The sequence below is a fragment of the Burkholderia cepacia genome (genome assembly GCF_001718835.1).
Classification (GTDB): Bacteria; Pseudomonadota; Gammaproteobacteria; order Burkholderiales; family Burkholderiaceae; genus Burkholderia; species Burkholderia cepacia_F.
The window spans coordinates 2,985,388-3,010,060 of the sequence record NZ_CP013444.1 but is presented as its reverse complement, the minus strand read 5'-3'; the positions used below and the strand labels follow the sequence as shown (position 1 = coordinate 3,010,060).

Below are 24,673 nucleotides of genomic sequence, written 5' to 3'. Positions count from 1 at the left end.
GAATGGCGTTGACGCTTGAAGAGATTCGCAGTCTGTACCAAGAGCATGGCCATGTGGCCTATAGCGGTGAACCGGTCACGCAGCTCGAGCATGCATTGCAGAGCGGATTGCTGGCGGAAGAGGCGGGGGCTGATGAGGCGCTGGTCGCGGCGGCGTTCCTGCACGATCTCGGGCATCTGCTGAATCGCCAGGGCGAGACGCCGAGTGCGCGCGGGATCGACGATCTGCACCAATATTACGTGTTGCCGTTCCTGCGTCCGCTGTTTTCCGATGCAGTGCTGGAGCCGATCCGCCTGCACGTCGACGCCAAGCGCTGCCTGTGCCGCACGGACGCCGGCTACTTCGAAAGCCTGTCGCCGGACTCGGTGCGCAGTCTCGCGCTGCAGGGCGGCATCTTCAGTGAAGAGGAGACGGCGGCGTTCCTGCAGCGCCCGTTCGCGGAGGATGCGCTGCGTCTGCGCCGCTGGGACGATACGGCCAAGGAAGAAGGCAAGGTGACGCCTGATCTCGATCACTATATGGAGATCGTCGCGCGCCAGGTGCGCAGGGCCTGACGGGGCCTTAAATTTATTTCGCGAAACCCCTTGCGCGGAACGTGGGAGGTGACTAGAATCACGCCTCTTTCGCGCTAACGGAAACGCGGTGCGGAAGAGGGAAGGAAGTTGAACCCCGCAGTCGCAACGATGCAGTATAAAAAGTTGTTGACGCGCTGCGAAACACGGTTCATAATCTCGCTTCTCTGCTGCTGAAAATGCAGCGCTGCTGAGAAAGACGGTTTTCTCGCAGACACGTTCTTTAAAAATTAACAGCCGATAAGTGTGGGCGCTTGATGGCAGCGAGCTGATCCTCGGATCAGATAGCGAAAGTATCAAGAGTCTCACACTAAAGTAAGTCAGGTTTATGAAGTGATTCATATTCCTGTCAGCTTTGAGTGAGCGACCGGTTCTACGGAACCGAAAACAGTAACAGGTTTGAACTGAAGAGTTTGATCCTGGCTCAGATTGAACGCTGGCGGCATGCCTTACACATGCAAGTCGAACGGCAGCACGGGCTTCGGCCTGGTGGCGAGTGGCGAACGGGTGAGTAATACATCGGAACATGTCCTGTAGTGGGGGATAGCCCGGCGAAAGCCGGATTAATACCGCATACGATCCACGGATGAAAGCGGGGGACCTTCGGGCCTCGCGCTATAGGGTTGGCCGATGGCTGATTAGCTAGTTGGTGGGGTAAAGGCCTACCAAGGCGACGATCAGTAGCTGGTCTGAGAGGACGACCAGCCACACTGGGACTGAGACACGGCCCAGACTCCTACGGGAGGCAGCAGTGGGGAATTTTGGACAATGGGGGCAACCCTGATCCAGCAATGCCGCGTGTGTGAAGAAGGCCTTCGGGTTGTAAAGCACTTTTGTCCGGAAAGAAATCCTCTGAGTTAATACCTCGGGGGGATGACGGTACCGGAAGAATAAGCACCGGCTAACTACGTGCCAGCAGCCGCGGTAATACGTAGGGTGCGAGCGTTAATCGGAATTACTGGGCGTAAAGCGTGCGCAGGCGGTTCGCTAAGACCGATGTGAAATCCCCGGGCTCAACCTGGGAACTGCATTGGTGACTGGCGGGCTAGAGTATGGCAGAGGGGGGTAGAATTCCACGTGTAGCAGTGAAATGCGTAGAGATGTGGAGGAATACCGATGGCGAAGGCAGCCCCCTGGGCCAATACTGACGCTCATGCACGAAAGCGTGGGGAGCAAACAGGATTAGATACCCTGGTAGTCCACGCCCTAAACGATGTCAACTAGTTGTTGGGGATTCATTTCCTTAGTAACGTAGCTAACGCGTGAAGTTGACCGCCTGGGGAGTACGGTCGCAAGATTAAAACTCAAAGGAATTGACGGGGACCCGCACAAGCGGTGGATGATGTGGATTAATTCGATGCAACGCGAAAAACCTTACCTACCCTTGACATGGTCGGAATCCTGAAGAGATTCGGGAGTGCTCGAAAGAGAACCGGCGCACAGGTGCTGCATGGCTGTCGTCAGCTCGTGTCGTGAGATGTTGGGTTAAGTCCCGCAACGAGCGCAACCCTTGTCCTTAGTTGCTACGCAAGAGCACTCTAAGGAGACTGCCGGTGACAAACCGGAGGAAGGTGGGGATGACGTCAAGTCCTCATGGCCCTTATGGGTAGGGCTTCACACGTCATACAATGGTCGGAACAGAGGGTCGCCAACCCGCGAGGGGGAGCTAATCCCAGAAAACCGATCGTAGTCCGGATTGCACTCTGCAACTCGAGTGCATGAAGCTGGAATCGCTAGTAATCGCGGATCAGCATGCCGCGGTGAATACGTTCCCGGGTCTTGTACACACCGCCCGTCACACCATGGGAGTGGGTTTTACCAGAAGTGGCTAGTCTAACCGCAAGGAGGACGGTCACCACGGTAGGATTCATGACTGGGGTGAAGTCGTAACAAGGTAGCCGTATCGGAAGGTGCGGCTGGATCACCTCCTTTCCAGAGCTATCTCGCACAAGTTGAGCGCTCACGCTTATCGGCTGTAAATTAGGACAGACTCAGGGGTCTGTAGCTCAGTCGGTTAGAGCACCGTCTTGATAAGGCGGGGGTCGTTGGTTCGAATCCAACCAGACCCACCAATTGTCTGGCGGAAGTACCCTGGGAAGTCTCTGTATGGGGGCATAGCTCAGCTGGGAGAGCACCTGCTTTGCAAGCAGGGGGTCGTCGGTTCGATCCCGTCTGCCTCCACCACAATCTTCAATGCGAAGTGCTTGGTTCGAAAGCGAACCGAGGATTTGGCATTGGCGATTGAGCCAGTCAGAGTGATGCAGGTAACTGTATCGGCTGTCGTTCTTTAACAATCTGGAAGAAGCAAGTAATTTGGATAGCGGAAGCGTCTTTGAGATGGACGTGGAAACTATCCGGGTTGTGATTGTATCGATGTATCTCAAGATGATTCGAACTTCATGTTCGGCTCAATTGGAATACGGCACAACGCGAGAACTCAACCTGTAACGAGACAGACTCGTTATAGGGTCAAGCGAACAAGTGCATGTGGTGGATGCCTTGGCGATCACAGGCGATGAAGGACGCGGTAGCCTGCGAAAAGCTACGGGGAGCTGGCAAACAAGCTTTGATCCGTAGATATCCGAATGGGGAAACCCACTCCGTATGGAGTATCCATGGCTGAATACATAGGCCATGCGAAGCGAACGCGGTGAACTGAAACATCTAAGTAACCGCAGGAAAAGAAATCAACCGAGATTCCCAAAGTAGTGGCGAGCGAAATGGGATGAGCCTTGTACTCTTTATTTGTATTGTTAGCCGAACGCTCTGGAAAGTGCGGCCATAGCAGGTGATAGCCCTGTAGGCGAAAACAGTATGAAAGAACTAGGTGTACGACAAGTAGGGCGGGACACGTGAAATCCTGTCTGAAGATGGGGGGACCATCCTCCAAGGCTAAATACTCGTGATCGACCGATAGTGAACCAGTACCGTGAGGGAAAGGCGAAAAGAACCCCGGGAGGGGAGTGAAATAGATCCTGAAACCGCATGCATACAAACAGTCGGAGCCTCGTAAGGGGTGACGGCGTACCTTTTGTATAATGGGTCAGCGACTTACGTTCAGTAGCAAGCTTAACCGTATAGGGCAGGCGTAGCGAAAGCGAGTCCGAATAGGGCGTTCAGTTGCTGGGCGTAGACCCGAAACCAGGTGATCTATCCATGGCCAGGATGAAGGTGCGGTAACACGTACTGGAGGTCCGAACCCACTAACGTTGAAAAGTTAGGGGATGAGCTGTGGATAGGGGTGAAAGGCTAAACAAACCTGGAAATAGCTGGTTCTCTCCGAAAACTATTTAGGTAGTGCCTCGTGTCTCACCTTCGGGGGTAGAGCACTGTCATGGTTGGGGGGTCTATTGCAGATTACCCCGCCATAGCAAACTCCGAATACCGAAGAGTGCAATCACGGGAGACAGACATCGGGTGCTAACGTCCGGTGTCAAGAGGGAAACAACCCAGACCGCCAGCTAAGGTCCCCAAATATGGCTAAGTGGGAAACGAAGTGGGAAGGCTAAAACAGTCAGGAGGTTGGCTTAGAAGCAGCCACCCTTTAAAGAAAGCGTAATAGCTCACTGATCGAGTCGTCCTGCGCGGAAGATGTAACGGGGCTAAGCCATATACCGAAGCTGCGGATGCGAGCTCGTCTCGCATGGTAGGAGAGCGTTCCGTAAGCCTGCGAAGGTGCCTTGTAAAGGGTGCTGGAGGTATCGGAAGTGCGAATGCTGACATGAGTAGCGATAAAGGGGGTGAAAGGCCCCCTCGCCGTAAGCCCAAGGTTTCCTACGCAACGTTCATCGGCGTAGGGTGAGTCGGCCCCTAAGGCGAGGCAGAAATGCGTAGCTGATGGGAAGCAGGTCAATATTCCTGCACCGTCGTTAGATGCGATGGGGGGACGGATCGCGGAAGGTTGTCCGGGTGTTGGAAGTCCCGGTCGCTGCATTGGAGAAGGCGCTTAGGCAAATCCGGGCGCAGGATTCAAGGGTGTGGCGCGAGCGCTCTAGGGCGCGAAGCAATTGGAAGTGGTTCCAAGAAAAGCCTCTAAGCTTCAGTCTAACGATGACCGTACCGCAAACCGACACAGGTGGGCGAGATGAGTATTCTAAGGCGCTTGAGAGAACTCGGGAGAAGGAACTCGGCAAATTGGTACCGTAACTTCGGGATAAGGTACGCCCTTGTAGCTTGACTGGCCTGCGCCAGGAGGGTGAAGGGGTTGCAATAAACTGGTGGCTGCGACTGTTTAATAAAAACACAGCACTCTGCAAACACGAAAGTGGACGTATAGGGTGTGACGCCTGCCCGGTGCCGGAAGATTAAATGATGGGGTGCAAGCTCTTGATTGAAGTCCCGGTAAACGGCGGCCGTAACTATAACGGTCCTAAGGTAGCGAAATTCCTTGTCGGGTAAGTTCCGACCTGCACGAATGGCGTAACGATGGCCACACTGTCTCCTCCCGAGACTCAGCGAAGTTGAAGTGTTTGTGATGATGCAATCTACCCGCGGCTAGACGGAAAGACCCCATGAACCTTTACTGTAGCTTTGCATTGGACTTTGAACCGATCTGTGTAGGATAGGTGGGAGGCTATGAAACCGGAACGCTAGTTTCGGTGGAGCCGTCCTTGAAATACCACCCTGGTTTGTTTGAGGTTCTAACCTTGGCCCGTGATCCGGGTCGGGGACAGTGCATGGTAGGCAGTTTGACTGGGGCGGTCTCCTCCCAAAGCGTAACGGAGGAGTACGAAGGTACGCTAGGTACGGTCGGAAATCGTGCTGATAGTGCAATGGCATAAGCGTGCTTAACTGCGAGACCGACAAGTCGAGCAGGTGCGAAAGCAGGTCATAGTGATCCGGTGGTTCTGTATGGAAGGGCCATCGCTCAACGGATAAAAGGTACTCTGGGGATAACAGGCTGATACCGCCCAAGAGTTCATATCGACGGCGGTGTTTGGCACCTCGATGTCGGCTCATCTCATCCTGGGGCTGTAGCCGGTCCCAAGGGTATGGCTGTTCGCCATTTAAAGAGGTACGTGAGCTGGGTTTAAAACGTCGTGAGACAGTTTGGTCCCTATCTGCCGTGGGCGTTGGATATTTGAAGGGGGCTGCTCCTAGTACGAGAGGACCGGAGTGGACGAACCTCTGGTGTACCGGTTGTGACGCCAGTCGCATCGCCGGGTAGCTATGTTCGGAAGAGATAACCGCTGAAAGCATCTAAGCGGGAAACTCGCCTTAAGATGAGATATCCCTGGAGGCTTGACCTCCTTGAAGGGTCGTTCGAGACCAGGACGTTGATAGGTCAGGTGTGTAAGCGCAGTAATGCGTTCAGCTAACTGATACTAATTGCCCGTAAGGCTTGATCCTATAACAAGGCTGTTTTAGAGCGGTTGAATGACCGCGATGTGCGATACGCACAACCTCAATTACTGCTTCTTCCCAGATTGGTTCTGTTGGCCCAGCCAGCAGAACACCCCTCTTTGCCTGATGACCATAGCGAGTCGGTCCCACCCCTTCCCATCCCGAACAGGACCGTGAAACGACTCTACGCCGATGATAGTGCGGATTCCCGTGTGAAAGTAGGTAATCGTCAGGCTCCCCCAAACCAGAAACCCCCGCCCAACCGGCGGGGGTTTTTGCGTTTCCAGCGACGGAAATATCGCCGCCTATTTGATCGATAAGCTTGCTCAACAGGCGTCTTCAGCTTCGAATCGCACGCATTGATTGATGTCGGATCAAAAATCTATGCGCATAAACTGCATTTAACTGCACGCGCCGGCAGAGCGAAGAGTAGGCGCTTCGAGGTACTATCGACACTCGTCCCGGCTCCGGCGCTTGTCTGCGCTCGTTCGAGGCCGGCATCTCCCGCATTCCGTCTACTGCATCGTTCATGACCCCCACCTCCAACCCAGGTGGTCGGACGACCGACTTCTTGCCGTATCTCGTCGCCGCAACGTTCTTCATGGAGTACCTCGACACGACCGTGATCGCGACCGCGCTGCCGCAAATGGCGCGTTCGTTCGGCGTCGGGCCGAACGCGCTGAGCCTCGGGATGACGGCCTATATGCTCGCGCTGGCGGTGTTCATCCCGATCAGCGGCTGGATCGCGGACCGTTATGGGTCGCGTACGGTATTCGCGAGTGCGATCGTCGTCTTTACCGGTGCGTCGGTGCTGTGCGGGCTGTCCGAAGGTGTCGTGACGTTCACGGCTGCACGGCTGCTGCAAGGCGTCGGCGGGGCGATGATGGTGCCGGTCGGACGGATGATCGTCGTGCGCAGTACCGAGAAGGCCAAGCTGATGCGGGCGATCGCGACGATCACGTGGCCGGGCATCGTCGCGCCTGTCGTCGGGCCGCCGATCGGCGGCTTCATCACGACCTATGCGTCATGGCGCTGGATCTTCCTGCTGAACGTCCCGTTCGGGCTTGCCGCGCTCGCCTGTACCTGGCTGATCGTCCGGAACACGCGGGCCGACGAGCAACGGCCGCTCGACTGGGCCGGATTCGTGCTGGCCGGCGGTGCATTGACTTGCCTGTTGATCGGTACCGAAGCGGCCGGCCAGCAGGATGCACAGTTCGCGCACGCCGCGGTGCTCGTGGGGGCGAGCGTGCTGTTCGGCGCGGCCGCGTGGTTGCATGCGCGACGCTGCGCGCATCCGCTGCTCGACTTCACGACGCTGAAGGTGCCGACCTTCTCGGTGACGGTGATCACCGGCTCGATCACGCGGATGGCGATCAACGCCGTGCCGTACCTGCTGCCGCTGTTGTTCCAGATCGGCTTCGGGTTGTCGCCGTTCCAGTCCGGCCTGTTGCTGCTCGCGAGTGCGCTCGGCAATCTGGGGATGAAGGCGGGAACGTCGTGGATTCTCGACCGATATGGTTTTCGGCGCGTCGCACTCGTCGACGTGACCATTGTCGGCCTCTTCACGATTGCGTGCGGCTGGCTGACCGCGTCGACGCCGCTGGCGGTCACGCTGCTCGTCGTATTCGTCTACGGACTCACGCGGTCGATGCAGTTCACGACGCTCGCGACACTCGCCTACGCGGACATTCCCGCCCGGCAGACGAGTGCAGCCAGCACGCTGTGGAGTGCCGCACAGCAGATGACGATCGGGATGGGGATCGCGTTCGGCGCGCTGGCGTTGCGCGTGGCCGCCTCGTTGCGCGGCGACGCGACCGGCATGCATTACGTGCTCGACGATTTCCGCTGGGCCTTCGTCGCGGCCGGCGTGCTCGCGCTGCTGACGTTGCCGGGTTATGCGCGGCTTGCGCTCGACGCGGGAGACCGGCTCAGGGCGAGCGTCGCGAGAGGGTGACCGGGATCGCCTGCCCGATGCGCGGGCGGTGGCGCCCGCACTGATCATCCGCGTGCTGCGGATCGAAACGTTCCGACGAATGACGTCCGTGGATATCATTCATCGCCGCACGCAAGGGCAATTGTCGCGTGCGTGATCGCTCGGTTTCGATCACTGGGCGTCATGAAAGATGATGCCGACCGTGTGGCGGTGGCCGCTGCGGATCCGGCTCACGCCGTGGCGCAGGTTGACGCGATAGACGCCGCGCGTCCCCTGCACGGGTCTGCCGTGCACGGCGAAGATCACCGCGTCGCCTTGCGTCAGCGGCACCACTTCGGCGCGCGACTGCATGCGCGGCCGCTGCTCGGTCAGCACGAACTCGCCGCCGGTAAAGTCCCGTCCGGGCGCCGACAGCAGGATCGCGACCTGCAGCGGAAACACGTGCTCGCCATAAAGATCCTGATGGAGACAGTTGTAGTCGTCGGGACCGTATTGCAGGATCAGCGGCGTCGGTCGCGTCTGCCCCGCCGCCTGGCAGCGGGCGAGAAATTCCGAATGCGCCGCCGGGTAGCGGACATCGACGCCAAGGGCGGCATTCCAGCGATTCGCGATCGGCGCGAGGTGCGGATAGAGCGTCGAGCGCAGTGTGTCGACGGTCGCCGGCAACGGATAGGCGAAGTACTTGTATTCGCCGCGTCCGAAACCGTGACGCGCCATCACGACGCGCGAGCGATACAGCGCATCGCGCGCATAGAGTGATGCCAATGCGTCGCATGCGGGCGCCGACAGCAATCCGGGAATGAGCGCACACCCCTGGCGGCCCAGTTCCGCTTCGATGGCGGGCCAGTCCAGCGTGTCGATGTGCTGGGCGATGTCGCAGGCGCCGGGGCGCCCTGTATCCGACGATGCGCGGAAGAAGGGATGGAGCGGGAAAGCGGTGGCCGGCGGAGCAGAGCGCATGACTGTATTCGCGACGAGGATCGAAGAATCCAGTCTAGCGACGTCGTTTTGCGGATACGCTCCGCATCTTGCGCTCCAATCGACAAGGGGCGCACCGCCGAACCACAGTTTCGCTCAGCCCACGGAACGAAACAGCCAGTACAACCCGCCCGCGAGCGCGATCGACGCCGGCAGCGTCAGCACCCACGCGAGCACCAGGCTGCGCACCGTGCTCCATTGCAGCCCGGAGCCGTTCGCCGACATCGTGCCCGCGACACCCGACGACAGCACATGTGTCGTCGACACGGGCAATCCGTACACGTCGGCGGCGCCGATCGTCAGCATCGCGACGAGTTCGGCCGATGCGCCCTGTCCGTACGTCAGATGCTGCTTGCCGATTTTCTCGCCGACGGTCACGACGATCCGCTTCCAGCCGACCATCGTGCCGAGGCCCAGCGCAATCGCGACCGCAACCTTCACCCACGTCGGAATGAATTTGGTCGCATGGTCGAGCTGCTTGCGATAGTTGTCGATCGCGAGCCGGTCGGCCGGCGCGAACGCAGGCTGACCCGACTTCTCGATCAGGCGGATCGCTTCGGATACCAGATACATCGTGTTGCGCACGTTGTCGACGTCGCGCTGCGGCACCGCCGCCATCGAGCCCGACGCGCCGACCGCGGTCGCGAGCGATGTCGACAGCTGCTGCACGGCCGGCAGCACGGCGGGCGTCAGTTCGCGATGCTGCACGTAGCGCTCGACGTCGGCGCGCGCGTTCGCGGACGGCGCGACGCCGTTCGTGTACTTTCCGAATGTCGCGGCCGCCTGGTTCGCGACCGCCACGAAGGTCTGCGTCTCGGCCGGCGTGACGGCCTTGTTCAGTGCATAGGCGGTCGGCACCGTGCCGATCAGGATCAGCATGATGAGCCCCATCCCTTTCTGCCCGTCGTTCGAACCGTGCGCAAACGACACGCCCGTGCAGGTCAGGATCAGCAGGCAGCGGATCCAGAACGGCGGCGGCTGATCCTTCGGCGGCTCCTTGTACAGCTCCGGGATCCGCACGAGCGCCTTCAGCACGAGCAGCAGCAGCGCCGCGCACAGAAAGCCGACGATCGGCGAGAGCAGCAGCGACTTGCCGACGCCGAGCGCCTGGCCCCAGTCGACGCCGCTCGTGCCGGACGGCCCGTGCATCAACTGGTTCATCAGTCCGACGCCGATGATCGACCCGATCAGCGTATGCGAACTCGACGACGGCAACCCGAAATACCAGGTCGCGAGGTTCCACACGATCGCGGCGATCAGCAGCGCGAACACCATCGCGAAGCCCGCGCCGCTGCCGACCTGCAGGATCAGCTCGACCGGCAGCAACTGTAGGATGCCGAACGCAACGGCGCCGCTCGAGACCATCACGCCGAGGAAGTTCCACATGCCGGACCAGATCACCGCGACGTTCGGCGTCAGCGAGTGCGTATAGATCACGGTGGCGACCGCGTTCGCGGTGTCGTGGAAGCCGTTGACGAATTCGAAGCCGAGCGCGATCAGCAGCGCGGCGCCGAGCAGCAGGTACGGGAACAGCTTCCCTTCGCGGACCGGCGCAATATCGGAGATCAGGTGCGTGGCAACGTAGACGGCGCCGAGCGCCAGCACCAGCAGGAAGACGGCATAGCCGGCATGCCGGGTGCGGGCGAGGGACGCCTGATCATGCGCGGCGGACGAAGCAGGTTGATTCATGACGACATCTCGTGAGGGAACCGCATCCGATCCTAGCGTCGGCTTTCAGTCAGTTTGATGACAGGGCGGGCAGCGACCGGCATGTTCGCCCTCGATGCGGGACGGAAGGGCCTGATTCGTTCGCATCGGGAAGCAATCGATCGCGGACGAGCCGTTTTCGCCCGCTTCGCGAAGCGCTACAGCAGGCCGTGATTGATCGTGTCGGCGAGGGCGGCCCGGGAGGCCGCCCGTTGTCGAGACGGGCGGGGCAGGCGGCGCTTTACGCGGTGCGTGCGCCGCGCGGCAGCGCTTCGCGCGGCGAGCCCGCGTCGTCGATGCTGACGCGGCGCGAGATCAGCCACACGCACAGGGACGACAGGAGCGCGGCGCTCGTGTACTGGAGCGCGAGCGGCCACCATTGCGGCGCGGTGTTCTGCGCGATGATGGTCGCGACGAGCGGCGTGAGGCCGCCGGCGAGCGCGCCGCACACCTGGTACGCGATCGAGATCGCCGTGTAGCGGATGCGTGCGACGAAGATGCCGCTGACGAAGCCCGCGACCACCGAGTAGTAGCCCGACTCCGCGAGCGTCGCGAGGCCGACGCCGACCGTGATCGACAGCGGCGTGCCCATGTGCACGAGCGGCAGCATCACGAACGGGACGATCGCGGCCCATGCGCCGGTGATCAGCAGCACGCGCGTGGTGCCGAAGCGCTGCGCGAGGAACGCGGCCGCGAGCTGCACGACGAACTGCAGCACCGCGACGATCGTCATGCAATGCAGCACCATCGACCGGTCGAGCGACAGGAACTGCGTCGCGTAGCTGATCATGAAGATGTTGCTGAAATACACGCCGGCGATGCCGTACACGTTCGCGCCGATCGCGAGCAGCAGCAGCGGCCAGTACTTGAGCGCTTCGCGCAGCGGCTTTTGCGCGATGTTGCCGCTTTTCTTGACTTCCTCGAACTCGGGTGATTCGGACACGCTCGCGCGGATCACGAAGCCGACGATCAGCAGCACGGAACTCGCGAGGAACGGCACGCGCCAGCCCCAGCTCATCATGTCTTCCTTCGACAGCGTGCTGATCGCGCCGAACGCGAGCATCGACAGGATCAGGCCGCTCGCGCTGCCGAGCTGCGCGAACGATGCGAAGAACGTGCGTTTGCCTTCCGGCGCATGCTCGCCGGCGAGCAGCACCGCGCCGCCCCATTCGCCGCCGACCGCGATGCCTTGCAGCACCCGCATCAGCACGAGCAGGACCGGTGCGATCACGCCGGCTTGCGCGTGGGTCGGCAGCAGGCCGATCGCGACCGTCGACACGGCCATCAGCATCAGCGTCGCGAGCAGCGAGCGCTTGCGGCCGAAGCGGTCGCCGAGATAGCCGAACATCACGCCGCCGAGCGGCCGCGCGAAGAAGCCCACCGCGAACGAGCCGAACGACGCGAGCAGGCTGATGAAGCGGTTTTCGCCGGGAAAGAACAGCGGCCCGAACACGATGGCGGCGGCGGTCGCGTAGCTATAGAAGTCGTACCACTCGATCGTGGTGCCGACGAACGACGCGAGCGCCGCCCGCTTGGGTTGCTTGACGGAAGTCCCCATCTTGATATGTGCTCCTCTGGAATCCTTTGATTTTGGAATAGGGGGTGGCGCGGGAATCAGTCGCGGTACGCGACGCCCGGCAGCACGCACAGCAGTTCGTAGGCGAGGTTCGCGCCGAGCAGTGCCGTGGTGCCGAACGGATCGTACGGCGGCGCGACTTCGACGAGATCGCAACCGACGATGTTCAGCCCTCTCGCGCCGCGGATGATCTCGAGCGCCTGCGGCACCGTGAGGCCCGCGATTTCCGGCGTGCCGGTGCCCGGCGCGTAGGCCGGGTCGATGCCGTCGATGTCGAAGCTGATGTAGACGGGCGTATCGCCGACGCGCGCGCGCACTTCTTCCATCAGCGGCGCGAGCGACTTGTTCCAGCATTCCTCGGCCTGGACGACGCGGAAGCCCTGCTCGCGGCACCAGTCGAAATCCTCGGCCGCGTAGCCCGTGCCGCGCAGGCCGATCTGCGTGACCTTGTCGCCGTGCAGCAGGCCTTCCTCGACCGCGCGGCGGAACGGCGTGCCGTGCGCGATCTTTTCGCCCATCATCGTGTCGTTCACGTCGGCGTGTGCATCGACGTGGATCAATGCAACCTTGCCGTGCTTGCGGTGGATCGCGCGCAGGATCGGCAGCGCGATCGTGTGGTCGCCGCCCAGCGTGATCGGCTTGCAGTCGTGCTCGAGGATCGTGTCGTACGCGGCTTCGATGCGCGCGATGGAATCGTGCAGGTTGTACGGATTGATCGCGACGTCGCCGATGTCGGCGATCTGCAGCGAATCGAACGGCGCGGCGCGCGTGGCCATGTTGTACGGGCGCAGCAGCACGGACTCGGTGCGGATCTGGCGCGGGCCGAAGCGTGCGCCGGTGCGGTTGGAGGTGCCGAGGTCGAACGGCACGCCGACGAAGCAGGCGTCGAGGCCTTCGGCGCTCGCCACGTGCGGCAGGCGCATCATCGTCGCGATGCCGCCGCAGCGCGGCATTTCATTGCCGCCGAGCGGCTGGAAACGGGTGTGGTCGTTCATGGGCTGTCTCTTCCGATGTGGGGTTGCCGTATCATGCGACGCGGCCTGGCGCACAGTTTTACGCGCTCCGCCGGGAAAGAAGAATGCGAAGATATCGACGTAAACATCGATTTTCATCGATGTATGGAAGGGGATGAACGTGCTGGGGAATCTGTCGACCCTCGATCTGCGGTTGATCCGCGTGTTTCTCGCGGTCACGGACGCGGGCGGCGTGTCGGCCGCGCAGGCCGTGCTGAACGTCGGGCAGTCGACGATCAGCGCGCAGCTGTCGTCGCTGGAGACGCGGCTCGGCTACCGGCTCTGCGAGCGCGGCCGCAGCGGGTTCCGGCTCACGCCGAAGGGCGAGCGGTTCCACGCGATGAGCCGCAAGCTGCTCGCGGCGCTCGACGAATTCGGGATCGCCGCGCGCCACATGGACCGCCAGCTGGTCGGCACGCTGCACATCGGCCTGATCGGCCATACGCCGGTGAGCCAGAACGCGCGGATCGCCGAGGCGATCGCCGCGTTCCGCACGCGCGACGAGGCCGTGCGCTTCTCGATCTCGGTGCGGGCGCCGGGCGATCTCGAGGAAAAGCTGCTGAGCGACGAGATCCAGATCGCGGTCGGCTACTTCTGGCACCGGGTGCCGTCGCTGCACTACACGCCGCTGTTCATCGAGCGCCAGGTCGCGTACTGCGGGCGCGGCCATCCGCTGTTCGACGGCGCCGGCGCGCTGACGCCGGCCGACGTCGCGGGCTTCGAATGGGCGTGGCGCTCGTATCCGCTGCCCGAAGCGCAGATGTCGACGACGCCCGACCGCGTGACCGCGACGGCCGACAACATGGAGGCCGTCGCGCTGCTGATCCTGTCCGGCCACCACCTCGGCTACCTGCCGCAGCACTTCGCGGCGCCGTACGTCGCGCAGGGGCTGCTCGCGCCGCTCAATCCGGAGCAACTGCGCTACGACGTCACGTTCCACATGGTCGTTGCACGCAACGGGCGCGGCAATCCGCTCGTGGAAGCGTTTCTCGAGGATCTGGAACGCGCGCACCAGCCGACCGACGCCTGAGCGGGCGCCGGCTCACGGCACCGGAAAGCCTCCTTCGCGCTTGACCTCGCGCAGCGACAGCGCCGATTCGATCGACGTCACGCCCGGCAGCATCCGCAGCGATTCGCGCAGGAACGTGCCGTAATCGTCGAGATCGCGCGCCACGACCTGCAGCAGATAGTCGGCGGTGCCCGCCACGTTGTGGCACGCCAGGATCCGCTCGATGCCGAGCACTTCCCGTTCGAAGCGGTCGGCGGTCTTGCGGTCGTGCGTCGCGAACCGCACGAGCACGAACGCGACGACGCCGAAGCCGAGCGCCTGGCGCGACAGCTGCGCGCGGTAGCGCTCGATGTAGCCGTCGTTTTCGAGGCGCTTCAGGCGGCGCGCGCAAGGGGTCTCGGAGAGGCCCACGGTGTCGGCGAGGCGGGCGATCGGCAGGCGGCCGTCGCGCTGCACCGCGGCAAGGATCGCGCGGTCGGTTTTGTCGAGTTCGGTCATATGGGCGGAATCCGTGGTTTACCGGGTCAATTTTGGGGGAATCCGCTCTTCATGGCCAGAAGGGGACCGAATATGGCCAATAATCCCTCACCCGTTGGCGGCACCATATCGTCATCGATGGACGGGGGCAGACCATGATTTCCACGCATTTGCTGTTGATTTATCTCGCCGCGCTGGCGGCCATCTACGCGGTGCCGGGGCCGGACATGGCGCTCGTGCTGCAGACCAGCATCGGCCGCGGCGTGCGGCCGGGAATGGCGGCGGCCGCCGGCCTGTCGCTCGCGCGCACCGCGCACGTGACGCTGTCCGCCTGCGGCGTCGCGGCGCTGATCCGCAGCGCGCCGTGGCTGTACGAAGTGATCCGCTATGGTGGCGCGCTCTATCTCGCGTATGTCGCGATCCAGGTGTTCCGTTCGCCCGTGTTCGCGCTCGGCGACGGCGACGCGGCGGCCACGGCGGGCGAGTTGCGGCAGTCGTTCGTGAAGGGCCTGCTGACCAACCTGCTGAACCCGAAGGCGCTGTTGTTCTGCTCGGTGCTGCTGCCGCAGTTCGTGCGCCCCGAGGCGGGGCCGGTCGTGTTGCAGATGTTCGAGCTGGGCGCGCTGCTGGTGGCGGCCGGCGTGTGCTTCGACCTCGCGTGCGTGTTCGGCGCGTCGCGGATCGCCGCGTGGATGCGTGCGCATCCGCTCGCGCAGACGGTGCAGCGCTGGACGTTTTCCGCGGCGCTGATCGGTTTTGCGCTGCGCCTGTCGATGGACTGAGCCGGACGTCGCGGATTCGCCGTCCGCGACGCGTGTCACCCTCGCCGCCTTCCCCCTCGCACCTGCCCGCAGTGACATACCGCAACCGCGATTCATCTGACTTGTTCTAAACTTCCTGTACGTCGCCGCGCCGCTGTTGCGCGGCTGACCGGACGGAACCTTCTTTCGTCTGCCATATCCGATTTCCTGGCTGTTCCGTGCAACGCGGTACCAAGGAGGGTCTGAACATGGCAAGGCATCTTCACGCCGACCGTGAACCCCGAATCGTCGCCGAGTCCAAGTGCCTCGGCCCGTGCGATCCGGCAGAACGCATCCACGTCACGATCATGTTGCGGCGGCAGGAAGAAGGGCAACTCGATACGCTGCTTCACCAGCTCGCCACCGGCGACGCGCAAGCGAAACCGGTGTCGCGCGAAACCTTCGCGCAACGTTTTTCCGCCAATCCCGACGATATTCGCAAGGCCGAGGACTTCGCGCGTCGCCACCAGCTGACGGTCGATCGCGTCGATCCGGTCGAAAGCGTCGTCGTGGTGTCCGGCACGATCCAGCAGTTCGAAGCCGCGTTCGGCGTCAAGCTCGAGCGCTTCGAGCATCGGTCGATCGGCCAGTATCGCGGCCGCTCCGGCCCGATCGCGCTGCCCGACGATCTCGGCGACGCCGTCACGGCCGTGCTCGGCCTCGACAGCCGTCCGCAGGCGCGGCCGCATTTCCGGCTGCGGCCGCCGTTCACGCCCGCGCGCGGCGGCGCGGCGGGCGTCACGTTCACCCCGGTCCAGCTCGCATCGCTGTACGGCTTCCCGGCCGGCGACGGCGCCGGGCAGTGCATCGCGATCATCGAGCTCGGCGGCGGCTACCGTGCGGCGGACATCCAGCAGTATTTCCGCGGGCTCGGCATCACTAAGCCGCCGACGCTCGTCGACGTCAACGTCGGCACCGGCCGCAACGCGCCGACCGGCGATCCGAGCGGCCCGGACGGTGAAGTCGCGCTCGACATCGAGATCGCCGGCGCGATCGCGCCGGCCGCGAAGATCGCCGTCTATTTCGCGGCGAACAGCGATGCGGGCTTCATCCAGGCCGTCAACGCGGCCGTCAGCGACACGACCAACAAGCCGTCGGTGATCTCGATCAGCTGGGGCGGCCCGGAGGCCATCTGGCAGGCGCAGTCCGCGCAGGCGTTCAATCGCGTGCTGCAGGCGGCGGCCGCGCAGGGCATCACCGTGTGCGCGGCCTCCGGCGACAGCGGCGCGGGCGACGGGCTGCAGGACGGCGCCGATCATGTCGACTTCCCCGCTTCGAGCCCGTATGTGCTCGGCTGCGGCGGCACGCAACTCGACGCGTTGCCCGGGCAGGGCATCCGCAGCGAGGTCGCGTGGAACGACGAGGCGGCCGGCGGCGGCGCGGGCGGGGGCGGCGTCAGCACGCTGTTCGACCTGCCGGCGTGGCAGCAGGGGCTTGCCGCGACGCTGGCCGACGGCAGTCGCGTGCCGCTCGCGAAGCGCGGCGTGCCGGACGTCGCCGGCGATGCGTCGCCGCAGACCGGCTACGAAGTGTCGATCGCGGGCACGGCCACGGTGATGGGCGGCACGAGTGCGGTCGCGCCGCTGTGGGCCGCGCTGATCGCACGGATCAACGCGGCGGCGAACGCGTCCGTCGGCTGGATCAACCCGACGCTGTACAAGCATCCGGACGCGTTGCGCGACATCACCGAAGGCAGCAACGGCGCGTACGCGGCCGCGCAGGGCTGGGATGCCTGCACGGGCCTCGGCAGCCCGAACGGCGCGCAGCTCGCCGCGATCCTGACGCGCAAGCCGTCGAGCTGACGGCGGCGGTTGCCACGCATCAGGTTGTCACGGGTTTCTTGCTTCCCCCTTTACCTCCAGGAGCAGCACGATGGGCATCGATTCCGCATCTTCCGGCGGCGTGTATCCGCTGCATCACGGCGACCACAATTCGCATGGCGTGCCGCCGACCGTCAACCCGGTCGCGTTGAGCCACGGCCGTGACCAGCCGTTCTTCGATCCGGTCGCGTACGGCAACGGCCCCGACGATTCGGTGACCGACACCACCGAGGCGGCCGCGATCACGCATCACACGATCCTGATCGACGGGAAGCGCATCGCCTACACGGCGACGGCCGGCCATCTCGTGACGGTCGACCCGAGCAGTTCGCAGCCGGCCGCGAAGCTCTTCTACGTCGCGTTCACGGCCGACGGCGCGAAGGAAGAAACGCGGCCCGTGACGTTCTTCTACAACGGCGGGCCCGGCTCGTCGTCGGTGTTCGTGCTGTTGGGCTCGTTCGCGCCGAAGCGCATCAAGACGTCGATGCCGGGGTTCACGCCGCCCGCGCCGTACCAGATGGAAGACAACCCGGACAGCATGATCGACCACAGCGACCTGGTGTTCATCAACCCGGTCGGCACCGGCTATTCGGCGGCCGTCGCGCCGAACAAGAACCGCGACTTCTGGGGCGTCGACCAGGATGCGGATTCGCTGAAGCAGTTCATCAAGCGCTACCTGACGAAGAACAACCGCTGGAATTCGCCGAAATACCTGTTTGGCGAATCGTACGGCACCGCGCGCAGCTGCGTGCTCGCGTACAAGCTGCACGAGGACGGCGTCGACCTGAACGGCGTCACGCTCCAATCGTCGATCCTCGACTACCGGCAGGCCGGCAACCCGGTCGGCGCGCTGCCGACCGCGGCGGCCGACGCGTGGTATCACAAGAAGCTCGGCATCACGCCGGCGCCGGCCGATCTCGGTGCGTTCGTCGAGGAAGTCGCGCAGTTCGCGCGCACCGACTACCTGAACGCGTTGCGCACGGTCCCGCATGCGGACCCGGCCGCCGTCCAGAAACTGTCGCAATACACGGGCATCGATACGGCGACGCTGCAATCGTGGAGCCTCGACATCGCCGGCTACGACGCGCGCGGCAATTCGCTGTTCCTGACGACGCTGCTGCATGCGCAGGGGCTCGCGCTCGGCTCGTACGACGGACGCGTGACCGGGATCTCGTCGGGCATCGCCGGCAAGATCGACCCGAACTCGGGCGGCAACGATCCGACGATGACGGCCGTGACGGGCGTCTATACGGCGATGTGGAACAGCTACCTGAACGAGCAGCTGAAGTTCACGTCGAATTCCGCGTTCACCGACCTGAACGACCAGGCGTTCCGGAACTGGGATTTCAGCCACATCGATCCGACCGGCGCGCAGCAGGGCGTCGATGCGCAGGGGAACGTGATCCTCTATACGGCCGGCGATCTCGCCGCGGTGATGGCGCTGAACGTCGACCTGAAGGTGCTGTCGGCGAACGGTTTCTACGATTTCGTCACGCCGTTCTACCAGACCGTGATCGACCTGCAGCAGATGCCGCTCGAGGATCCGAAGGTGCGGCAGAACCTGTCCGCGCGTTTCTACCCGTCGGGGCACATGGTGTATCTCGACGGCGGCTCGCGCACCGCGCTCAAGCGCGATCTCGCGGCGATGTACGACGCGACGGTCAGCGACACGGGGGCGCGGTTGCGGATTCGCGCACTGCAGGCGAAGAAAGCGGCGCCCGAGGCGGCCGGGCACGCGTGACCCGCGCGTGCGGCCGGCCGCGCGCCGTCAGTCGCGGCGCGCGGGCCAGTCGAACGGCGTGTACGGCAGCGCGCGCTTGTGGCGCGAACCGTCGAAGAAGCGCAGCACCGTTTCGTATACGCGGTCTTCGACCGGCTTGCCCTCGAGGAAATCGTCGATCTCGTCGTAGGTCACGCCGTACGCGTGCTCGTCGGGGCGCAACGGGTTCAGTTCCTCGAGGTCGGCCGTCGGCACCTTCATCACGATCAGCTCCTCGCCGCCGAGCGCACGCGCGACCGCGCGGACGCGCCGCTTGCTCAGGCCGGCGAGCGGCAGGATGTCCGCGCCGCCGTCGCCGAACTTCGTGAAGAAACCCATCAGCGATTCGGCCGCATGGTCGGTACCGATCACGATGCCGCGCCGTGCGCCGGCCACCGCATACTGCGCGATCATGCGCTCGCGCGCCTTGATGTTGCCGTGCACGAAATCCTGCTGCGCGTGATCCGCGAACGCCAGCCCGCCGGCGACGAGCGACGCGAGCATCGCGTCGGCGGCCGGCTTCACGTCGACCGTCAGCACTTCGTCCGCGCGCACGAACGCGAGCGCGCGCTGTGCATCGGCTTCGTCGTTCTGCACGCCGTTCGGCAAGCGCATCGCGATGAAGCGCGCATCGTAGCCGTCGGCGCGCAGGCGCTCGACCGCCAGTTGCGCGAGGCGGCCGGCCGTCGACGAATCGACGCCGCCGCTGATGCCGAGCACGTAGGTCCGCAGGCCGGTCGAGCGCAGGTACTGGGCGAGGAAGTCGATGCGGCGGTCGATCTCTGCCTCGGCGTCGAAGTGCGGGGCAACGTTCAGTTCGGCAATGATCGCGCGCTGGCGGCTGGCGTAATCGGCGGATGTCATGAAGGAAGTTCCGGAACGAAATGCAAGGCGCCCATCATAAGCGCAATCGCGGCGGGCCGTCTGCTGCGTCAAGCGCGAACCTGGAACCTAGCGCCGCGCGAGCACGACGCCCACCAGTGCGAGCGCGAAGCCGGCGAGCTGGATGGACGCGAGCGTTTCGCCGAACAGCCAGTAGCCCTGCAGCGCGGCCAGCGGCGGCGCGAGGAACAGCAGCGACGTCGCGCGTGCGGCGTTGCCGCGCCGCAGCATCCACATCAGCATCGTGACCGCGCCGCCGGACAGGAACACGACGCCCCACACCAGCGACACCCACAGCGCCGGTGCGCCGATCCAGCGCGTCTCGTGCAGCAGCCCCGCAAAGACGGCCGCGACGAGCGCCGCGCCGAGGTTCTGCACCGCGACGGCGGTGCGCAGGTCGCTCTGCGCGAGCTTGCCCTTCTGGTACAGCGAGCCGGCGGTGATCGACCCGACCGCGAGCACCGAGACGGCGACGACGAGCCACGCAGGCGCGGCGCCCGGCGCGGGTGCGACACCGCCCGCTACCTTCGGCGCCAGCACGAGCGCGACGCCGGCGAGCCCGAGCGCCATCCCGAGCCAGCCGCGCGCGGGCAGGCGCTCGTTGAACAGCGGAACGGCGAGCACGGCGGTGGCGAGCGGCTGCAGCGCGCCGAGCAGTGCCATGACACCCGCGTTCAGCCCTTGCGCGACGGCCCAGTAGCTCGCGCCGAGATAGACGCCCTGCAGCAGCGCGCCCGCGATCAGGTGGCGCGGCCATTCGCGCCGGGCCGGCCACGGCGCGCGGGCGACGAGCGCCACCGCGCCGAACAGCGCGGCCGTGCCCGCGAAACGCGCGAGCAGGAACAGGTTGGGATCGGCATAGGGCTTGATGGCCCGCGCAACGATGAAGCCGGTGGACCAGAGTGCGACGAAAGCGGCGGCGACGAGCGAGGTCAGCATGCATGGCGGGCCGCGGACGGCCGGATGGAATCACGAAGTCCGGCAGTATCCGGCGGCGCGGCGGCGGTGTCTTGTCGAATCCTGCAGTCGCGCGCGTGTCGTCGTGCGAATGACCTTAGTCGATCGAGAACGTGTCGAGCGGCTGGTTGGCGCGCGCGTCGGTCGCGAAGCGCGCGGCGAGCTGTTCGTAGAGCCGGCGGGCCTCGTCGAGTGTCAGGTCGATCCAGTACGGATCGCCGGCCGCGTCGTTGAGTCGTTCGGGCGGAAACTGGATTTCGATCACACTGCCTTTGCGATACATGGCGCGAGCCCCTTTGCTTGGTCTGTCGTTCGGCGAAGCGCAAAGTGTAGCAATGCGCGGCGCGCCGATTCCCGCGCCGCCGGCAATTCAGAATTTCTCCGCCCGCGACGACCGGCCGGCTTACACGCGGCGGTCAAACGGCCGTAATACAATGGCGCGCTACTCATTCACTGGTCGCCTCGGGCGCGTCGCGAGATGCTGGCGGAACAACGTCATCAATTCATCCTGTCGGAGCTCGGACGGTCGGGCGCATTGTCGGTCGCGGAACTCGTCCGCTCGCTCGACGTGTCGCGCGAGACCGTGCGGCGCGACCTGAATGCACTGGCCGCACGCGGCCTGCTCGTGATGACGCACGGCGGCGCGCTGGCCGCGGATCGCCGTGAGCCGAGCCTGTCGGAGCGCGAAGCCGCGAACGCCGAGGCGAAGCGCACGATCGGGCGGCGCGCGGCCGAGTTCGTGCCCGACGACGCATCGGTGCTGATCGATTCGGGCAGCACGCCGCATGCCGTCGCGCTCGCGCTTGCCGACCGGCACCGGCTGTCGATCTATACGAACGACTGGCGTACCGCGTTCGTGCTCGCGCGGCGCAACGGCAATCGCGTGACGCTGCTCGGCGGCGAGCTGTCCGACGACGAGGACGCCACCTTCGGGCTCGACACGATCCAGCAGCTCGCGCAGTACCACGTCGATTTTGCGTTCATCGGTGCCGGCGGCATCACGCCCGACGGCGAATGCACCGACTACTCGCGGCTCGCGGCCGAGGTGCGCAGCCGGATGATCGCGGCGGCCGGCACGGCGATGATCGTCGCCGATCATTCGAAATTCGGCCGCGTGACGCCGGTGCGGATCAACGGCACGGCCGCCGCCCGTTATCTCGTGACCGAACGCGCGCCCGACAAGGCTCTGCGCCGCGCGCTGACCGCGCGCGGGATCGAGCTGCTCGTGTGCGACTGACGCGCGTCCGACACACAAGGTTCATCGAACCGTCATTCCCGCTGCAAAACTGCGCGCAAGACTGACTCGTTCGACCTGGTCAGGCGATAAAGCCAAGGAGAACGACGATGTCCGTGAGCGTGCGCAGCTATCTTTCCCCCACTCTGGTCCTGCTGGCTTTCGACTGGCCCGATGCGGCGTCGCGTGCCGATTTCCTCGGCTTCGCGATCCGGCGCACGCCGGGCTTCTGGTCGGCCGACGGCAAGACGCGCGCGCCGGACAGCTGGCTGCCGAACCGCCTGACGTTCGACGGCCCGGCCGCCCACACGCAGGGCGACGCGCCGACCGACCAGGCGCCGATCCAGAAATTCATGTGGTGGGACGCGCGCATCGATCCGCAGGATCGCGGTGCGTCGTTTCGCTACGACGTGTATCCGGTCGTCGGCACGCCGGCGAATCTGCAGGTACTCGACGCGCAAGGCGGCGTGTGCGACGTCGTGCTGCCCGCGCATATCGAGGACGGCATCGGCACGTGGTTCAACCGCGCGGTGGTCAGCTCGCAGGCATTCGCGAAGCAGGTGGCGGCGCTGCATCTCGCGCCCGGCGAGACGCCCGCCGCCGACCAGGCGCTGAAGCTGCGCACGTGGCTCGCGAACGACATGGAGCAGGTGTTCGCGGAGATGCTCGACCCGGCATCGCGCGCAGCGTCGGCCGTCTATCACCTGACCGACACGCTGTGGGCGCTGCCCGCGTTCGAAGCGTTCGGGCGTAAGCACGGCGAGGCGTCGCTCGCGATCGTCTACGACGCGCACACGACTGCGCGCAAGGGCAAGCCGCCGCTGCCGTCGCCGAACCAGCCGGCCGTCGATGCGCTGCAGGGGCTCGCGACGCTCGCGCCGCGCGACAAGACGCACATCATGCACGACAAGTTCATCGTGACGGACGCACCGGGGAGCGCCGCGCCCGCGCGCGTGCTGACCGGTTCCGCGAACTTCACGACCGAGGGGCTCACGGAGCAGGCGAACGTGCTGCACGCGTTCGATTCGCCCGCGCTTGCCGCGCTCTACAACGCGCGTGCGCATGCGCTGGCCGGGAATCCGCCGATCGCGGCGACCGCGCGGCTGTCGCCGGGCTGGTCGGAGCCGATGACGATCGGCAGCGCGCAGGTGCGGCTCGCGTTTTCGCCGGAACCGGCGGGGCAGCGCACCGAGATCGACACGATCGTCGCCGCGATCGCGGCCGCGAAGCATTCGGTGTCGTTCTGCCTGTTCATGCCGACCGACACGGCGCTGCGTGACGCGTGCTTCGCGGCCGGCGACCGCGGGCTGATGATGTTCGGGCTGGTGAACAGGATCAACGCCGGCAGCGCGACGAAGGCCGATGCCGCGCAGCAGGCCGGCCAGACGCTCGATGCGGCGACGCTCGCGAACCTCGAGCTGTATCACCGCAGCCGCGACAACCGCGACGTGATCGACGCGCGGTATTTTTCGCCGGCGACGGCGCCGCAAGGCTTCGAACCGGAACTGCGGCTCTTTCCGGGCGAGCCGGCGCCGGCCTTTCCGCCCGTCGTGATCCATCACAAGTTCATCGTGATCGATGCGGAAGGCGCGAATCCGGTCGTCTATACGGGCTCGGCGAACATGAGCCGCAATTCCGAGCAGTACAACGACGAGAACCTGCTCGAGATCCGCGACAAGCGGATCGCGGCGATCTATCTCGCGGAATTCCTGCGGCTTTACGAGCACTATCGTGCGCGGGCGCTGGCGATCGACGCGAAGACGCGCGGCGCGTCGCCGCATGCGCGGCTCGCGCTTGCGCCCGATTCGAGCTGGGCGAAGAAGTACTACGTGGCGGGAAGTCCGGAAGAGAAGGCGCGGATCGCACTGGCCGCGCCCGCGCCGAAGGGCTGATGCGTGCGTCGCGCGGCGCTATTCGGCGGCGACGTAGCGCAGCACGGCGTCGGCGATCGTGTCGCGATGCCGGGCGCGCAGGCGCGGCGCCGACGGGTCGCGGCCGAACGCGGCGCCGAACGTGTAGCGGTTCGACACGCGGTGGAAGCAGAACGAGCTGATCAGCAGGTGCAGGTCGAACGCGTCGATGTCCTTGCGGAACGCGCCGCTCGCCGCGCCGCGCTCGACCAGTTCCTCGAGCGTCTTGATGATGCTGACGTTGCGGTTCTTGAACGACTTGAGCTGTTCGAGATACTTCGCGCCGTGGATGTTCTCGATCGACACGAGGCGGACGAAGTCGCGATGCTTGTCGTGATAGTCGAACGTGAATTCGACGAGGCGGCGCATGCCTTCGCGCGGCTCCATGTCGCCGACGTGCAGCTCCTGCTCGAGTGCGCGGATGTCGCCGTACACCTTCTCCAGCACGGCCTCGTACAGGCCTTCCTTGCTTTCGAAGTAGTAGTAGAGCATCCGCTTCGTCGTGTTGGTACGCTCGGCGATCGCGTCGACGCGCGCGCCGGCGAGCCCCATCGCGGAGAATTCCTGCGTGGCGACATCGAGGATGTTGCGCTTGGTTTGCTCGGGATCGTATTTGCGCCGCGCATCGGACGGAAGCGCGCGGGTGTCGGACGTGGCGGCCTTGCTTCCTGCTTTCATGTGACTTTATTGGTGGCTTCACGGC

Annotated in this window: 17 protein-coding genes, 2 tRNA genes and 3 rRNA genes; 13 read left to right on the top strand and 9 right to left on the bottom strand. The window is 64.4% G+C overall.

What is annotated here, in order from left to right:
- Nucleotides 1-2 precede the first annotated feature (2 nt).
- The 7 genes from WT26_RS33175 (at nt 3) to WT26_RS33145 (ending at nt 7,869) form a co-directional block, all read left to right on the top strand.
- Nucleotides 3-554 carry a phosphonate degradation HD-domain oxygenase gene (locus tag WT26_RS33175; RefSeq protein ID WP_069274919.1) on the top strand — a complete coding sequence of 184 codons (552 nt, stop codon included), beginning with the start codon at nt 3-5 and terminating at the stop codon, nt 552-554.
- 419 nt (nt 555-973) lie between these two features.
- Nucleotides 974-2,504: ribosomal RNA gene (locus WT26_RS33170) — 16S ribosomal RNA — on the top strand.
- Between the two features lie 63 nt (nt 2,505-2,567).
- Nucleotides 2,568-2,644 (top strand) — tRNA-Ile (locus WT26_RS33165).
- A 36-nt stretch (nt 2,645-2,680) separates the two neighbouring features.
- Nucleotides 2,681-2,756 (top strand) — tRNA-Ala (locus WT26_RS33160).
- A gap of 283 nt (nt 2,757-3,039) precedes the next feature.
- Nucleotides 3,040-5,921, top strand: a 23S ribosomal RNA gene (locus WT26_RS33155).
- A 116-nt stretch (nt 5,922-6,037) separates the two neighbouring features.
- Nucleotides 6,038-6,150: ribosomal RNA gene (rrf, locus tag WT26_RS33150) — 5S ribosomal RNA — on the top strand.
- Together the 16S, 23S and 5S rRNA genes with 2 tRNA genes alongside form the textbook arrangement of a ribosomal RNA operon.
- 294 nt (nt 6,151-6,444) lie before the next feature.
- Nucleotides 6,445-7,869, top strand: a complete 1,425-nt coding sequence (locus WT26_RS33145) for an MFS transporter (RefSeq protein WP_069274918.1) — start codon at nt 6,445-6,447, stop codon at nt 7,867-7,869.
- Between the two features lie 150 nt (nt 7,870-8,019).
- Here the strand turns inward: WT26_RS33145 and WT26_RS33140 are convergent, their stop codons facing one another.
- From WT26_RS33140 to speB, 4 genes are all read right to left on the bottom strand, one after another.
- Nucleotides 8,020-8,808: a 2OG-Fe(II) oxygenase gene (locus WT26_RS33140; RefSeq protein WP_231130498.1), complete on the bottom strand. Its 789-nt coding sequence runs from the start codon at nt 8,806-8,808 to the stop codon at nt 8,020-8,022.
- 114 nt (nt 8,809-8,922) lie between these two features.
- Nucleotides 8,923-10,515, bottom strand: coding sequence for an inorganic phosphate transporter (locus tag WT26_RS33135; protein WP_069274917.1), 1,593 nt, complete (start codon nt 10,513-10,515; stop codon nt 8,923-8,925).
- Nucleotides 10,516-10,774: 259 nt separating this feature from the next.
- Complete coding sequence (locus WT26_RS33130; RefSeq protein ID WP_069274916.1) at nt 10,775-12,091, bottom strand: MFS transporter; 1,317 nt, start codon at nt 12,089-12,091, stop codon at nt 10,775-10,777.
- 56 nt (nt 12,092-12,147) lie between these two features.
- Entirely contained in the window at nt 12,148-13,104 is a 957-nt protein-coding gene (gene speB, locus WT26_RS33125; RefSeq protein ID WP_069274915.1) for an agmatinase, read from the bottom strand.
- Nucleotides 13,105-13,237: 133 nt separating this feature from the next.
- Here speB and WT26_RS33120 point away from each other — a divergent pair, with 133 nt between their 5' ends.
- Nucleotides 13,238-14,152 carry a LysR family transcriptional regulator gene (locus WT26_RS33120; protein WP_420480947.1) on the top strand — a complete coding sequence of 305 codons (915 nt, stop codon included), beginning with the start codon at nt 13,238-13,240 and terminating at the stop codon, nt 14,150-14,152.
- A gap of 12 nt (nt 14,153-14,164) precedes the next feature.
- Here the strand turns inward: WT26_RS33120 and WT26_RS33115 are convergent, their stop codons facing one another.
- Complete coding sequence (locus tag WT26_RS33115; RefSeq protein ID WP_069274914.1) at nt 14,165-14,629, bottom strand: Lrp/AsnC family transcriptional regulator; 465 nt, start codon at nt 14,627-14,629, stop codon at nt 14,165-14,167.
- A 134-nt stretch (nt 14,630-14,763) separates the two neighbouring features.
- On the opposite strand from WT26_RS33115, the gene WT26_RS33110 reads away from it, so the two are divergent.
- The 3 genes from WT26_RS33110 (at nt 14,764) to WT26_RS33100 (ending at nt 18,969) form a co-directional block, all read left to right on the top strand.
- Nucleotides 14,764-15,390: a LysE family translocator gene (locus WT26_RS33110; RefSeq protein WP_027790530.1), complete on the top strand. Its 627-nt coding sequence runs from the start codon at nt 14,764-14,766 to the stop codon at nt 15,388-15,390.
- A gap of 227 nt (nt 15,391-15,617) precedes the next feature.
- The gene (locus tag WT26_RS33105) at nt 15,618-17,210 is read left to right on the top strand and encodes a S53 family peptidase (RefSeq protein WP_069274913.1); all 1,593 of its coding nucleotides are present in this window, start codon (nt 15,618-15,620) and stop codon (nt 17,208-17,210) included.
- A gap of 70 nt (nt 17,211-17,280) precedes the next feature.
- Entirely contained in the window at nt 17,281-18,969 is a 1,689-nt protein-coding gene (locus WT26_RS33100; protein ID WP_069274912.1) for a S10 family peptidase, read from the top strand.
- Between the two features lie 27 nt (nt 18,970-18,996).
- Here the strand turns inward: WT26_RS33100 and nadE are convergent, their stop codons facing one another.
- The 3 genes from nadE to WT26_RS33085 form a co-directional block, all read right to left on the bottom strand.
- Entirely contained in the window at nt 18,997-19,851 is an 855-nt protein-coding gene (gene nadE / locus WT26_RS33095; protein ID WP_069274911.1) for an ammonia-dependent NAD(+) synthetase, read from the bottom strand.
- Nucleotides 19,852-19,938: 87 nt separating this feature from the next.
- A complete protein-coding gene (locus tag WT26_RS33090; RefSeq protein ID WP_069274910.1) occupies nt 19,939-20,808 on the bottom strand; it encodes a DMT family transporter in 870 nt (289 codons plus the stop codon).
- Between the two features lie 115 nt (nt 20,809-20,923).
- Nucleotides 20,924-21,109 (bottom strand): hypothetical protein, encoded by a 186-nt coding sequence (locus tag WT26_RS33085; RefSeq protein WP_006480515.1) that lies wholly within the window; start codon nt 21,107-21,109, stop codon nt 20,924-20,926.
- A 195-nt stretch (nt 21,110-21,304) separates the two neighbouring features.
- Here WT26_RS33085 and WT26_RS33080 point away from each other — a divergent pair, with 195 nt between their 5' ends.
- Both WT26_RS33080 and WT26_RS33075 read left to right on the top strand, forming a co-directional pair.
- Entirely contained in the window at nt 21,305-22,063 is a 759-nt protein-coding gene (locus tag WT26_RS33080; protein ID WP_059524907.1) for a DeoR/GlpR family DNA-binding transcription regulator, read from the top strand.
- A gap of 107 nt (nt 22,064-22,170) precedes the next feature.
- Nucleotides 22,171-23,952, top strand: a complete 1,782-nt coding sequence (locus WT26_RS33075; protein ID WP_069274909.1) for a phospholipase D-like domain-containing protein — start codon at nt 22,171-22,173, stop codon at nt 23,950-23,952.
- Between the two features lie 18 nt (nt 23,953-23,970).
- Here the strand turns inward: WT26_RS33075 and WT26_RS33070 are convergent, their stop codons facing one another.
- A complete protein-coding gene (locus WT26_RS33070; protein WP_069274908.1) occupies nt 23,971-24,648 on the bottom strand; it encodes a TetR family transcriptional regulator in 678 nt (225 codons plus the stop codon).
- Between the last annotated feature and the right edge of the window lie 25 nt (nt 24,649-24,673).